Source organism: Microbacterium sp. H37-C3 (genome assembly GCF_027157935.1).
Taxonomy (GTDB): domain Bacteria; phylum Actinomycetota; class Actinomycetes; order Actinomycetales; family Microbacteriaceae; genus Microbacterium; species Microbacterium plantarum.
Genome location: NZ_JAPVLR010000002.1, coordinates 392152 through 405071, shown reverse-complemented (window position 1 = coordinate 405071; position 12920 = coordinate 392152). Strand labels below are relative to the sequence as shown.

The following is a 12920-nucleotide window of genomic DNA, read 5'->3' as shown; positions in this document are numbered from 1 at the left end:
GATACATTCGCCGGACCGGCGGTGCGGGAGTGGCCTCAGGCGGCCGCCGACACCACTCCTGCCACGCCGATCCGACGGATGTATCGGCACCACGGCCGGATCGCGTGTCAAGGGGTGCCGCGCGCGGCGACCGCGCGCGTAACGTCGCGGCCATGAGCAGCCACGACACCCCGGCCGGCGGCGCCGGCGACAGCGCGATCCCGTCCGAAGAGCCCACCGGCGACCGTCACCTCGACGATCCCAGCGCCGAGCAGTCGATCACCGATGACGCACCCCGCGGCGGCGACGAGACCACCGAGGACGAGCTCACGGCCGACAACGCCGCCGAAGAGGACATGCTGAAGACCCTCGACCCGGGCGACCCGCCCGCCTGATCCCCTTCTCGAGACGGCCGGTTCCCCGCGGGACCGGCCGTTTTCGCGCTGCGCGAACCGCATCTTGTGTCCGCAATTTTGCTAGCTATTCTAGCAATCATGGAAACTTCGGCACGCCGCCGGTGGGCGGGACTCGTCTTCATCAGCATCGCCGTCGCACTCATCATCGTGGACTCGACGATCGTCAACGTCGCCGTCCCCTCGATCGTCGATGACCTCGGCATCACCTCCACTCAGGTGCAGTGGGTCCAGGAGGCGTACACCCTCGTGTTCGCCTCCCTGCTGCTCGTCTTCGGCAGCGTCGCCGATCGGGTGGGTCGACGACGGATGCTGCTGACCGGCGTCGTCGTCTTCGCGCTGGCCTCGGTCGGCGCGGCGCTCGCGTCGAGCGGCGACCTGCTCATCCTCGCCCGCTTCGTCCAGGGCGTCGGCGGCGCGATGATCCTCCCGACCACCCTGTCGCTGTTGAACGCGACGTTCCGCGGCCGCGAGCGCGGCATCGCCTTCGCCGTCTGGGGCTCGACGATCGGCGGCATGGCCGCCGTCGGACCGCTGCTCGGCGGCTGGCTGACCACGACGTTCTCGTGGCACTGGGCCTTCGGCATCAACATCCCCCTCGGCATCCTCATCATCGTCGGCGTCCTGCTCACGGTCACGGAATCGCGCGGCGGCGCCGCCGGGGTCGACGTCGTCGGAGCCGTCCTGTCTGTCGTCGCCATGGGCACCCTCGTGTTCGGCCTCATCGAGGGACGAAGCTACGGCTGGTGGACCGTCGACCAGCGGCCCGAGCTCTTCGGGGCGTCATGGCCGTGGGAGCTCTCCCCCGTCCCGATCGCGTTCGCCGTCTCCGCCGTGACGATCGCGGTCTTCATCGCCTGGGGCGTGCGCCGTCGCCGGGTCGGCAAGCCCACTCTGCTGGCCTTCGGGCTCTTCGGCATCCCGTCGTTCCGCAACGGCAACCTCGCCGCCCTCGTCGTCGCGCTCGGCGAGTTCGGCATCATCCTGGCCCTTCCCCTGTGGCTGCAGTTCGCGCTCGGGTTCGAGGCGGTCCAGACGGGCCTCGTGCTGCTCGCCCTGGCCGCGGGCTCGTTCGTCGCCAGCGGGCTCGCCGGCGCCCTGTCGGGCAAGGTCTCGCCGGTCTGGATCGTTCGCGCGGGCCTGGCCGCCGAGATCGTCGGCGTCGTCGGCGTGGCCCTCGTCATCGCCCCCGATGCGACGTGGGGCCCGCTCGTCCCGGCGCTGTTCGTCTACGGGATCGGCGTGGGCCTCGCCACGGCGCAGCTGACCGGTGTCGTGCTCACCGACGTCCCCGTCGCCGAGGGAGGACAGGCGTCCGGCACGCAGTCGACCGCCCGTCAGCTCGGCGCCGCGCTCGGCATCGCGATCCTCGGAACCATCCTGTTCTCGACGACCTCCGGCGCCCTCGCGACGCGACTCGACGACCGCGGCGTCCCGGCCGAGCAGCGTGATCAGGTCGTCAGCGCCGTCGTCGAGAGCGCGGGCGGAGCGATCGCGGGCCTCGAGGCCTCACCGCAGACCGCCGACATCGCCACCGACGCGAAGGCTGCCCTCTCCGACGGTACGCGCGCCGCGAGCTTCGCCGCGGCCGGCTTCCTCGTGCTGGGCCTCGCCGCGACGGCATCCCTCGGCCGGGGCGCCCGCCGCGAGCCGGTCGAAGCGGATGCCGCGGAGGTCACGCCTCGCGCGTGATCGTCACCGTGACGTGCAGGGCGCTCTTGTACGGGCCCGCGAACACCCCGCGCAGCGGCGGGACGTCGTTGTAGTCTCGGCCGCGCCCGACCAGCACGTGCCGGTCGCTGATCTCGACGTTGTTGGTGGGGTCGAAGCCCTGCCAGTCACCGGCGAACCACTCGATCCACGCGTGCGACTCGCCCGTCACCGGCACGCCGACCTGAGCGTCGGGATCGGGATGCAGATAGCCCGAGACGTACCGCGCCGGGATGCCGACGCTCCGCAGAGCGCCGAGCGTGATGTGCGCGATGTCCTGGCACACGCCCGTGCGCTGGGGCCACGACTCCGCGGCGGTGGAGTGCACCCCGGTGACGCCGGGCATGTACTCGACGGCATCCCCGATCGCGATCGCGATCGCGTGGGCCGCCGGCCCCGGCTCGTCGTGCGACGCCGCGATCTCACGCGCCAGCGCCACCACCTCCGGATGCGGCGCCGTGCGCGCCGTCTGCCCGAGTTGTTCGACCGTGTGGATCGAGCGCTCCGTCTCCGCGGCGAGCTCCTCCCACGAGATCTGCCGGTGCTCGATGGGGCGCGGCCGAACCTCGACCAGCGAGCGGGCCGTGATCGACAGCGCGTGATGCGCGGCGAGCACGTCGAACGCGGCGACCCGGGTGCCGAAGTAGTCCACGTAGTGGTTGACGGCCGTCGTCGGGTCGATGTCGAGCTGCGAACTCAGCACGAACTGGCTGTCGGTCGAACTCGGCAGCATCCGCGCCTCGTTGTACGACGCGGCGACGTCGCCGGGATAGGTGAATCCGGTCGCGTGCTCGATGCGCAGACGCTTCACGAGGTCTCTCCGATCCAGTTCGGTTCCGCCGCCGTGGGGAAGAATCGACCGCGGATCGCTTCGGAGGCCTCGCGGGTCACCTTCTGCACGTTGTCCATGTGCTCGGGCAGCTCGGAGAGGATCTCGCCGAGCGGCCGATACTCGAGGTCGTTGCGGATACGGCCGAGGGCCCGCAGCACCGCGTTGGAGTGCCCCACCCGGTCGGCGACGGGGTCGATCGCGCTCATGCACTCCTCGGCACGTTGGATCGAGTGGATGATCGAACGCGGGAATAGACGGTCGAGCAGCAGGAACTCCGCCGCGTTGCGCGCGCTCGGCATCCCGCGATACGTGCGCAGGTACGCCTCGTACGCACCGCAGGAGCGGAGGATCGTCGTCCACGAGGGGCCGGACTCCTCCGTCAGCGAGCGGGTCGCGAGCAGCCGCGCGGTCATGTCGGTGCGCTCGATCGAGCGGCCCAGCGTGAAGAACTGCCAGGCCTCGTCGCGACTCGTCGACGAGTCGGTGACCCCGACGGCGAGCGCCGCGCGCTCGCGCACCCAGTGGAAGAACTCGTGCACCTTCTCGGCGTTGAGTCGCCGCGGCATCCGCGAGTAGGTGGTGTTGAGGGTCTCCCACAGCTCGGTCGAGACGATCTCGCGCGCGCGGCGGGCGTTCTCCCGGGCCGACTGCAGCGAGTAGGCGATGCTGGACGGATTGGTGCGGTCGACCGCGAGCCGGGTCAGCACGTCCTGACGGGTGACGGTGTCGAGCCCCTCGGGCGGGAACGACCCCATGACCGACAGGAGCGACCGGCAGGCGGTGTCCTCGTCGATCCAGGGGTCCTCGAGCAGCAGCTGCAGGTGGACGTCGAGGATGCGGGCGGTGCCGTCGCTCCGCTCGATGTAGCGTCCGATCCAGAAGAGGCTCTCGGCGATGCGGCTCAGCACGTCGCACCTCCGGTCTGCTGCTGCTGCTGCTCCTGCTGCTCGCTCAGGCCGCCGGGGTGGTCCTGCGGCGAATGGGCCGGCTCGTCCTGCTCGTCGTAGATGATCGGGATCGCCTGCGTCGACGCCTGGTCGGCGACGAGGCCGGCGAGGTTGCCCTGGCTGTACTCGACCGTGCGCGGGGCGTCACCGCCGACGACCCACGTGTCCTTCGATCCGCCGCCCTGGCTGGAGTTGACGACGAGCTGCCCCTCCGGCAGCGCGACGCGCGTGAGGCCGCCCGGCAGCACCCACACCTCTTCGCCGTTGTTGACCGCGAACGGGCGCAGGTCGGCGTGGCGGGGGCGCATGCCGTCCTCGACGAGCGTGGGGATCGTCGAGAGCATGACGACGGGCTGCGCGATCCACCCGCGCGGATCGGCCAGCAGCTTCTTGCGCAGCTTCTCGAGCTCGGCGGGCGAAGCGTCCGGGCCGACGACGAGCCCTTTACCGCCCGACCCGTCGACGGGCTTCACGACGAGTTCGTCGAGCCGGTCGAGCACCTCTTCGAGCGCGCCCGGGTCCTCGAGCCGCCAGGTGTCGACGTTCTTGAGGATGGGCTCCTCCGCGAGGTAGTACCGGATGAGGTCGGGCACGTAGGTGTAGAGCAGCTTGTCGTCGGCGACGCCGTTACCCACGGCGTTGGCGATCGTGACGTTGCCCAGGCGCGCGGCGAGCATGAGGCCCGGGGCGCCGAGCATCGAGTCGGCACGGAACTGCAGCGGGTCGAGGAAGTCGTCGTCGACTCGGCGGTAGATGACGTCGACACGCTGCGGACCCCGGGTCGTGCGCATGAACACCTTGCCGCCCGAGCAGACCAGGTCGCGGCCTTCGACGAGCTCGACGCCCATGAGACGCGCGAGCAGCGTGTGCTCGAAGTACGCGGAGTTGTAGACGCCCGGCGTCAGCACGACGACGTTGGGGTCGTCGACTCCGGGGGGCGCGGAGGCCCGCAGGGCCTGGAGGAGCTTGTTCGGGTAGTCGCCGACGGGTCGGACCCGCATCGAGACGAACAGCTCGGGCAGGGTCTGCGCCATGACGCGGCGGTTCGAGATGACGTAGCTGACCCCCGAGGGGACGCGCACGTTGTCCTCGAGCACGCGCATCTCGCCGTGCTCGTCGCGGATGAGGTCGATGCCCGAGACCTGGATGCGCACGCCGTTGGCGGAGCGGATGCCGGCCGCCTGACGGTAGTAGTACTGCGACGAGGCGATGAGCTTCGCGGGCAGCACGCCGTCGCGGACGCAGAACTGATGTCCGTAGGCGTCGTCGAGGAAGGCCTCCAGCGCACGCACGCGCTGCTTCACGCCCGACTCGACGTGCGACCACTCGTCGTAGTCGATGACGCGGGGAACGGCATCGAGCGGGAAGGGGCGCTCCTCCCCCGCGAAGTCGAACGTGACGCCCTGCGCGAGGTACGAGCTCGCGAGCGATTCGGTGCGGCCGCGGAGCTCCTCCTGGGTCATCTGCGCGAGCGCCTGATACAGCTCGCGGTACGCCGCGCGCGAGCTGCCGGGGGCGGGCATCGTGCCCGAGACCTCGAACATCTCGTCGTACGGCGGCACCCCCGATACGGTCTTGCGCGGCGTCAGCGTCGAGCCGTATCCGTCGAAGAGGTCACCCATGGATGCGAGCCTAATCCGGGCTGTGTTGCGTCAGTATTTCCCGACCTGTTTCCCCGCCGTGTTGACATCCGGCGCGCGGCTGAGCGATACATCCGTCGGACTGGTGGGGCTGATGTCGTCACGGCGTCGGCTGGACCAGACACCAGCCGCACCGGTCCTGCAGATGTATCGCGCCGCGGCGGGATCAGGCCGCGAGCACGACGCGCAGCTGCTCGATCGCCCAGTCGAGCTCGGTCGCCCGGATGACCAGCGGCGGAACCAGCACGATCGTCGCGTCGCCGACGACATCGACCAGGACGCCGCGCGCGACGAGGCGCCGGGCGACCTCGGCTGCGGTGACGACCGTCGGGTCGACGTCGACGCCCGCCCAGACCCCCGCGGTCCGGACGGCCACCGCGCCCGCCCCGGCAAGGGCCTCAATGCGTCCGGCGAGATGTTCGGCGAGAGCACGGGCCCGGTTCTGCAGCTCGCCCGCCTCGAGCATCTCGACCACGCGGTGCGCGATGGCGCTCGCGAGCGGAGACACGGATGCCGGGTCGGCGGCCTCACCGAGCAGCGTGCGACTCCCGACGACGGCGGCGACGGGGACGATGCCGCCGCCGAGCGCCGGGCCGATCACACGGAGGTCGGGCGCCGCTCCCGTCCCCGCGAGCGCGACGGTGTCGCCGAGCCTGCCGAGGCCGCTGCGCGTCTCGTCGAGGATCAGGGCGATCCCGCGATCGGCGGTCGCCTGCCGTGCGGTTTCCAGGTATCCCGCGGGCGCCTCGATCACCCCCGCCGCGGCCTGAACGGGCTCGAGGACGACGGCGGCGACGGTGTCGTCGAGCGCCGCGACGAGCGCGTCGATGTCGCCGAACGGCACCGTGACAGCACCCGACGCCGCAAGCTCGGGGTGGGAGCCCGCCGCGACCACGACGGTCGTCCGGGGCGCTGCGCCGAGCGCCGCCTCGACGGCGGCGCGAAGAGCGTCGGGCCCGGTGGTGGCCGGCAGCACCGCCTCAGCACCCAGCAGCGCAGCCAGCGCGTCGGCGAATCCGTCGGCGCGGTCGTCGGCGACGACGGTGCTCGTGCTGGTCAATCGGCCCAGCTGCTCGGTGGCGACGGCGAGCAGAGCGGGGTGGCGGTGCCCGAAGGTGAGCGCCGGATCGGCGGTCAGGTCGAGGTATCGGCGCCCCTCGACGTCGGTCACCCACGCTCCCTCACCCGTCGCGAGCATGACCGGCAGGAGCGGCGGCGCTCCCGCGAGAGCGCGCTTCGCGCTGTCCTCGTCGTTCGCGTCCGGCGTCGGGTGGTGGTCGGCGATCGTCATTCGGACTCCTGGCTTCGGCGGTCGCGCACGCGGCGGCGGGTCGCCGCGCGGCCGGCATCCATTCTCCCCCGGCACGATCTGGGGCCGCTGAGGACTGCGACGACGACCCGCGGTAGCCCCCTGACCCGATTGCGCAAGGTCCTGCCCGTTCGTCGTCGCGCCTGACAGGCTGGAACCACACCACCGCGAATCGTCGAAGGAGACCCATGCAGCAGCGCACCCTCGGACCGTTCACCGTCTCGGCCATCGGCCTGGGCGGGATGCCCGTCTCGATGAACAACGACAAGCAGATCCCCGACCGGAAGGATGCCGTCGCGACGGTGCACGCCGCGCTCGACGCGGGCATCACCCTGCTCGACACCGCCGACATCTACGCCCCGAGCTGGGACACGATGGGGCACAACGAGGAGATCATGGCCGAGGCCCTGGCCACGTGGGGCGGCGACCGCTCTCAGATCGTGGTGGCGACGAAGGGCGGCATCACCCGCAGCGACGGCGAGAAGTGGGGCCGGGACGGCTCGCTCGACTACCTACGGAAGGCGGTCGAGGCCTCGCTCCGAGCGCTCCGGGTCGACGTCATCGACCTCTACCAGTACCACCGCCCCGACCGCTGGATGGTCTACGGCGAGGTCATGGAGAACTTCAAGACCTTGCAGCAGGAGGGCAAGATCCGCGCGATCGGCATCTCCAACGCCAGCGTCGAGGAGATCGAGATCGCCCAGCAGGTGCTCGGCGAGGGCAACCTCGCGAGCGTGCAGAACGAGTTCTCGCCGCGGCATCCGGGCAGCTACGACGAGCTGCGCTACTGCGCCGACCGAGGCATCGCATTCCTCCCGTGGAGCCCCCTGGGCGGAACGGGCGGTGGCGCACGGTCGATCGGTGATCGCTTCGCGGTCTTCGGCGAGGTCGCCCGCGCCCACGACGTGAGCCCGCAGCAGGTCGTGCTCGCGTGGGAGCTGGCGCTCAGCGACACCGTCATCCCGATTCCGGGAGCGCGCCGCGCCGCGTCGATCGTCGACAGCGCGAAGGCCGTGCACCTCGAGCTCTCGGGCGACGAGCGCGCACGCCTGTCGCACTCGGTCGGCATCGACGCCTGATCCGGCGCACGCCGCCCACGGCCCGAGGCGACCTCAGGCCGTGAGCGGATGCTCGCCGACGACGGCATCCGGGTTCATGGGAATCGGCCCGTGGATGCGGGGCCGTCCGTCGACCCGCGTCACCTCGACGCCGTGGCGCGCGAGGCCCGCGACGCTGCAGTCGATCCGCAGGAGCGGCAGCCGCACGTCGGCGTAGACGGTTGCGACGACGTCGGCGACGTCGTCGGGGTCGCAGGCCCGGATGTACTCGCCCGGTTCCCACGGCACGCCCCGCGTCGCGACCTCGTACTCGCCGAACTTGCGGCTCATGCCCCAGTCATCGGCGATCGCGATGTGGCAGACGATCTCGTCCATGGCGCCTCCTTAATGAAACGCCACCGTATCATTCTGCTAGCCTGTCGTCATGCCCTCGACCGGAGATCGACGCCGCGGCCGCCCGCCCGCCCATGAACAGGCCGCGCGCGACGCCCGCATCGTCACGGTGGCGGCAGACGTCTTCGTCGAGGTCGGCTTCTACGCCGCCTCGCTCGACGCGATCGCGCAGCAGGCGGGCGTGACCAAACGCACGATCTACGAACGCATCGGTGACAAGTCGGCGCTGCTGGGCGCCGCGGTGACCGATGTGCACGGCTACCTCGATGTCGAGGCCCGCGACCTCCGGCACGCCTGCACACTCATCGCGACGGCGCTGTTCGCCGACCGCGCGATCGGCCTGCACCGCGCAGCCGTCGCGGTCGCGCTCGACGACCCCGCGGTCTCGCGTGCGTTCTACGACGCCGGCCCGATCGCGGCGCAGCGTTACCTCGCGGCCCACCTGGACGGCGACGACCGTCGCGCCGAGCATCTGTTCGGTGCCCTGCTCGGCGAACCGCACCGTCGACGCCTCCTCGGTCTCGATCCCGAGCCGGCGGCCGCGTCGCTCGACGCCCACGTCGACGCCGTACTCGCCGCCTTCGTCTGAGGCGCCGAGCAGCGCTCAGCTCAGCTCGGCTCGGCTCGGCGAGAGACGGAGGCCGGAGCGGACTCGAGCCGGTCGAGGGCGGCCGCGGCACGGGCGGCGGCCGAGCGGCGCAGGATGCCGTGGACGAGCAGCACCGTTCCCGCGCCGACACCAACGAGCACGGGCAGGTTGAGCCCCGGCGAGAGCGCCAGCGCGATGACGGTGATCGCGAGCGCCACCGCCCCGAGCCCGATGAACAGGGCACCGAGGAGCGACTCGCGCTCGACCGACAGACGGGCGAGGATCAGCGTGGGCGCAGCGGCTGCGTCATCCGTCATCCCGCCACGCTACCGAGACGGCACCGCGGCCGCACGTCAGATGACCGCCTCGGACCAGTCGTCGGGATTGCCGAAACGGTGGGCGGTGATCGTGATGGACTGCTCGTGCACGAAGGGCAGCAGCTCGATCCGCGCCGCGGTCGTGACCTCGTCGGCGTAGACGGCGACATCCGGGTCTCCCCCGGTCGCTGCCGCGATGGCCGTCCGCAGCTCGGCCACCGTCTCACGCGAGCCGACCAGGCGGATGCGGCCCGGTCGACGCTCGGGGGCGGCGATGCGCTGCAGCCATTCACCGTCGGTCTCGACCGAGACCGCGATGTCGACCTCGCCGAGCGCCCGCCGGACGTCGGCGGGAAGACCGACCGGCGAGCTCAGCGTCACGGCCGATCCGGCCCGCACGCCCGCGACGAGCACGCGGAGCACCGCCTGCCAGGTCGCATCCGACGACGCTCGCACCGCCACGTCGACCGGGCGATACCGGAACAGGTTCCGCTCGACGCCGAGGCCGGACACGTCGCGCACCTGCCCGAACTCGCGGTCCCAGGCGACGGCATCCGAGAGAGCGCCGCGCCGCAGCCATTCGAACGACTCGTAGTCGAGGGTGGGCTGCGCCGACTCGATGATGGTCGTGATGCGCGAGTCGAGACCGCGCAGATGCAGCGTGCTCGACGCCGACCCGTTCGACGCACGCCAGGAACCGAGCCCGACGAGGTAGTTCGGTCCGCCGGCCTTCGTGCCTGCGCCCACCGACGACCGCTTCCAGCCGCCGAAGGGCTGACGCTGGACGATGGCCCCCGTGATGCCGCGGTTGACGTAGAGGTTGCCGGCCTCGACCCGGTCGAGCCAGGTCGCCAGATCGGCGGCGTCCTGGGTGTGCAGGCCCGCGGTCAAGCCGTAGGCCACCGCGTTCTGCAGGTCGATCGCCTCGTCGAGGGTGCGCGCGTGCATGACGCCGAGCACCGGCCCGAAGAACTCCTCGAGGTGCGTGCGCGACCCGGCGCTCACGCCCACCTTCACGCCCGGAGACCAGAAGCGCCCAGCGGTCGCGTCGCCGAAATCGAGGGGACGCGGCTCGACGAGCCAGCGCTCACCCTCCTCGAGTGAGCTGAGAGCCCATTCGAGCTTGCCCTGCGGCGGCTCGATCACGGGCCCGACCTCGCTGCGGGGATCGGTGGGCGGTCCGACCCGCAGCGACCGCGTGGCGTCGACGAGTTGACGCGCGAACCGCTTCGACCGTCCGACCGGCCCCACCAGGATCGCGAGCGACGCGGCGGAGCACTTCTGACCGGCGTGACCGAAGGCGCTCTTGATCAGGTCGGATGCCGCCAGATCGAGGTCGGCCGAGGGCATCACGATGATCGCGTTCTTGCCGCTGGTCTCGGCAAGCAGCGGCAGCTCGGGCCGCCACGACCGGAACAGCGCCGCCGTCTCCCACGAGCCGGTGAGGATGACGCGGTCGACCGACGGGTGGGTGATGAGCCGGCGGCCGAGATCGCCCTCGTCGATGTCCACGAGCGCGAGGAGATCGCGGGGCACCCCGGCATCCCACAGCGCCTCGGCGACGACCGCCGCACAGCGACGGGCCTGCGGAGCGGGCTTGAAGACGACGCCCGATCCGGCGGCGAGGGCCGCGAGCACGCCGCCGGCGGGGATGGCGAGCGGGAAGTTCCACGGCGGAGCGACCACCGTGACCGATGCCGGCTCGAAGACGGCGCCGCTGACCCGATCGAGCTCGCGCGCCGTCGCGGCGTAATAGGCGGCGAAGTCGACCGCTTCGCTGACCTCGACGTCGGCTTCGGCCAGCACCTTGCCGGTCTCGGATGCGGCGACCTCGATGAGCTCGGCCCGACGTGATTCGAGTGCGCGCGAGGCGGCGAGCAGCACCGCACTGCGGTCGGCCGCGGCCATCGAGCCCCAGGCGGATGCCGCCGATCCCACACGCGCCACGATTCCATCGAGCTCTCCCGCGTCATCGACCCGGGCGGCGGCGATCGTCTCGTCACCGGCCGTGCTGCCCTCGATCCGCGACAGGATGCCGCGGGCCCACTCCCGGTTGACGGCGAGCGCGGGGTCGGAGTCGGGAGTGTTGGCGAACCCGGGCGCTCCGAGCGCCGGGGCCCGGCGCGTCTCGCGCGGGGCGTAGACGGCGGTCTCGACGAAGTGCTCACCGCCGAACAGGACATCGTCGGGCTCGCCCAGAGCCGTGGTCTCGTCGGAACGGCCCGCGGCGTCGGCGATGCCGAGCACCGCCTGCGTCAGCCCGTCGTCGCCCTCGGCGGGGTCGCGCGTGATGCGTTGCGGCGCGATGGGCCGCAACGACATCGTGCGGTCCTGCGTGCGGTTCGGCCCGCTGGGCAGGGCCGGGTCGGCCGCGCGCTCGAGGGAGGCGAGGAATCGATCGCGTTCGCGCTCGAACAGGCTCGCGTCGGTCGCGAGGTCGAACGCCGCCGAGAGGAAGTTCTCGCTCGAAGCGTTCTCCTCCAGCCGCCGCACGAGGTAGCTGATGGCGACGTCGAACTCGTCGGGGCGGACGACCGGGACGTACAGCAGCACGTGGCCCACGTCGGCCGTGACCGCGGCGACCTGACCCTGCGCCATGCCGAGGAGCATCTCGATCTCGATGTCGTCGCGCACACCGCGCTCGCCGGCGAGCAGCCAGGCATAGGCGATGTCGAAGAGGTTGTGCCCCGCGACGCCGAGCCGCACCGCGGCGCTCCGCTCGGGGCGCAGGGCACGGTCGAGGCACCGCAGGTACATCGCGTCGGCGTCGAGCTTGCTCGCGTGGGTCGCCAGCGGCCAGCCGTGGATCGTGGCGTCCACGCGCTCCATCGCGAGATTCGCGCCCTTGACCAGCCGCACCTTGATGCGGCTTCCACCGGCCGCGACGCGGGCCTGCGCCCACGCGGTCAGCTCGTCGAGGGCGTCGGCGGCGTCGGGCAGATAGGCCTGCAGCACGATCCCGGCCTCGAGCCCCCGCAGCCGCTCATCTTCGAGGATGCGGGTGAAGACGGCGATCGTGAGATCGAGGTCGCGGTACTCCTCCATGTCGAGGTTGATGAAGGTGCCGTCCTCAGCCGCGCTCAGGTAGAGCGGTAGCAGCCGCTCGACGACATCGGCGACGACCTCGTCGAACGCCCACATCGAGATGCGGCTGACGATCGCCGAGACCTTCACCGAGACGTAGTCGACGTCGGGCCGGCGGATCAGCTCGTGGATGCCGTCGAGCCGGCGGCGTGCTTCTTCCTCGCCGAGCACCGCCTCGCCGAGGAGATTGAGGTTGAGGCGGGCCCCGGACTCGCGGATGCGGGCGATGGCGGGGCCGAGCTTGTGCGGTCGCGCGTCGACGACCAGGTGCCCGACCATCTCGCGCAGTGCCGTGCGCGCGATCGGCACGACGGGGGTCGGCAGCACGGGGGCCACGGCGCCGCCGATGCGCACGGCACCGCGGAGATACCAGGGCAGGAACTCCGGGACCAGCGGGGCGACGTGGTGCAGTCGGGTCGCGGCGGCGGTCACGCTCTCGGGGCGCATGACCCCGTCGACGAAACCGATCGTGAACGGCAGGCCGTTCGGGTCGCGAAGGACTCCCGCGAGGCGCTGCGCTGCGGCATCCGCGGGGAAATCGGCCGACGTGTGCACCCATTTCTGGGCCAGGTCCACCGCCTGATGGGCGAGGGAATCGTCGGCGGGGAAGCCCGGCGGGGTGGTGCCGGACGAAACGGTGTCGGACATG

The 12920-nt window shown here is 71.5% G+C and carries 11 protein-coding genes; 4 read left to right on the top strand and 7 right to left on the bottom strand.

Translation table 11 applies throughout. The annotated features are described in order from the left end of the window. The first annotated feature begins 152 nt into the window (after positions 1–152). Together O1W71_RS06930 and O1W71_RS06925 are read left to right on the top strand one after the other, a co-directional pair. On the top strand, positions 153–374 hold the full coding sequence (locus O1W71_RS06930; RefSeq protein WP_112616291.1) for a hypothetical protein: 222 nt from the start codon (positions 153–155) through the stop codon (positions 372–374). A 99-nt stretch (positions 375–473) separates the two neighbouring features. After that, on the top strand, positions 474–2084 hold the full coding sequence (locus O1W71_RS06925) for a DHA2 family efflux MFS transporter permease subunit (protein WP_269267128.1): 1611 nt from the start codon (positions 474–476) through the stop codon (positions 2082–2084). On the opposite strand, the gene O1W71_RS06920 is transcribed toward O1W71_RS06925, so the two are convergent. From O1W71_RS06920 to O1W71_RS06905, 4 genes are all read right to left on the bottom strand, one after another. Then, positions 2068–2913: a transglutaminase family protein gene (locus tag O1W71_RS06920; RefSeq protein ID WP_269267127.1), complete on the bottom strand. Its 846-nt coding sequence runs from the start codon at positions 2911–2913 to the stop codon at positions 2068–2070. The two genes, O1W71_RS06925 and O1W71_RS06920, sit on opposite strands and share 17 nt — an antisense overlap. After that, positions 2910–3842 (bottom strand): alpha-E domain-containing protein, encoded by a 933-nt coding sequence (locus O1W71_RS06915; protein ID WP_112616285.1) that lies wholly within the window; start codon positions 3840–3842, stop codon positions 2910–2912. The genes O1W71_RS06920 and O1W71_RS06915 overlap by 4 nt, the downstream gene beginning before the upstream one ends. Next, complete coding sequence (locus O1W71_RS06910; RefSeq protein WP_269267125.1) at positions 3836–5503, bottom strand: circularly permuted type 2 ATP-grasp protein; 1668 nt, start codon at positions 5501–5503, stop codon at positions 3836–3838. Before O1W71_RS06910 ends, O1W71_RS06915 begins: the two co-directional genes overlap by 7 nt. Before the next feature lie 184 nt (positions 5504–5687). Further along, complete coding sequence (locus O1W71_RS06905) at positions 5688–6812, bottom strand: aminotransferase class III-fold pyridoxal phosphate-dependent enzyme (RefSeq protein WP_269267124.1); 1125 nt, start codon at positions 6810–6812, stop codon at positions 5688–5690. A gap of 206 nt (positions 6813–7018) precedes the next feature. Here O1W71_RS06905 and O1W71_RS06900 point away from each other — a divergent pair, with 206 nt between their 5' ends. Beyond that, a complete protein-coding gene (locus O1W71_RS06900) occupies positions 7019–7909 on the top strand; it encodes an aldo/keto reductase (protein ID WP_269267123.1) in 891 nt (296 codons plus the stop codon). 33 nt (positions 7910–7942) lie between these two features. Here the strand turns inward: O1W71_RS06900 and O1W71_RS06895 are convergent, their stop codons facing one another. Beyond that, a complete protein-coding gene (locus tag O1W71_RS06895; protein WP_269267121.1) occupies positions 7943–8263 on the bottom strand; it encodes a hypothetical protein in 321 nt (106 codons plus the stop codon). 49 nt (positions 8264–8312) lie between these two features. On the opposite strand from O1W71_RS06895, the gene O1W71_RS06890 reads away from it, so the two are divergent. Then, positions 8313–8870, top strand: a complete 558-nt coding sequence (locus tag O1W71_RS06890) for a TetR/AcrR family transcriptional regulator (protein ID WP_269267120.1) — start codon at positions 8313–8315, stop codon at positions 8868–8870. Positions 8871–8890: 20 nt separating this feature from the next. Here the strand turns inward: O1W71_RS06890 and O1W71_RS06885 are convergent, their stop codons facing one another. Then, positions 8891–9187 carry a hypothetical protein gene (locus tag O1W71_RS06885; RefSeq protein WP_114589103.1) on the bottom strand — a complete coding sequence of 99 codons (297 nt, stop codon included), beginning with the start codon at positions 9185–9187 and terminating at the stop codon, positions 8891–8893. A 36-nt stretch (positions 9188–9223) separates the two neighbouring features. Next, complete coding sequence (locus O1W71_RS06880; protein WP_269267119.1) at positions 9224–12919, bottom strand: proline dehydrogenase family protein; 3696 nt, start codon at positions 12917–12919, stop codon at positions 9224–9226. Position 12920 lies beyond the last annotated feature (1 nt).

What these genes read in the sequence shown, in the direction of transcription:
- O1W71_RS06890 (WP_269267120.1), top strand. Translation starts at nt 8,313, where the DNA reads ATGCCCTCGACCGGAGATCGACGCCGCGGCCGCCCGCCCGCCCATGAA.
- O1W71_RS06910 (WP_269267125.1), bottom strand. Translation starts at nt 5,503, where the DNA reads ATGGGTGACCTCTTCGACGGATACGGCTCGACGCTGACGCCGCGCAAG.
- O1W71_RS06925 (WP_269267128.1), top strand. Translation starts at nt 474, where the DNA reads ATGGAAACTTCGGCACGCCGCCGGTGGGCGGGACTCGTCTTCATCAGC.
- O1W71_RS06885 (WP_114589103.1), bottom strand. Translation starts at nt 9,187, where the DNA reads ATGACGGATGACGCAGCCGCTGCGCCCACGCTGATCCTCGCCCGTCTG.
- O1W71_RS06895 (WP_269267121.1), bottom strand. Translation starts at nt 8,263, where the DNA reads ATGGACGAGATCGTCTGCCACATCGCGATCGCCGATGACTGGGGCATG.
- O1W71_RS06900 (WP_269267123.1), top strand. Translation starts at nt 7,019, where the DNA reads ATGCAGCAGCGCACCCTCGGACCGTTCACCGTCTCGGCCATCGGCCTG.
- O1W71_RS06905 (WP_269267124.1), bottom strand. Translation starts at nt 6,812, where the DNA reads ATGACGATCGCCGACCACCACCCGACGCCGGACGCGAACGACGAGGAC.
- O1W71_RS06930 (WP_112616291.1), top strand. Translation starts at nt 153, where the DNA reads ATGAGCAGCCACGACACCCCGGCCGGCGGCGCCGGCGACAGCGCGATC.
- O1W71_RS06880 (WP_269267119.1), bottom strand. Translation starts at nt 12,919, where the DNA reads ATGTCCGACACCGTTTCGTCCGGCACCACCCCGCCGGGCTTCCCCGCC.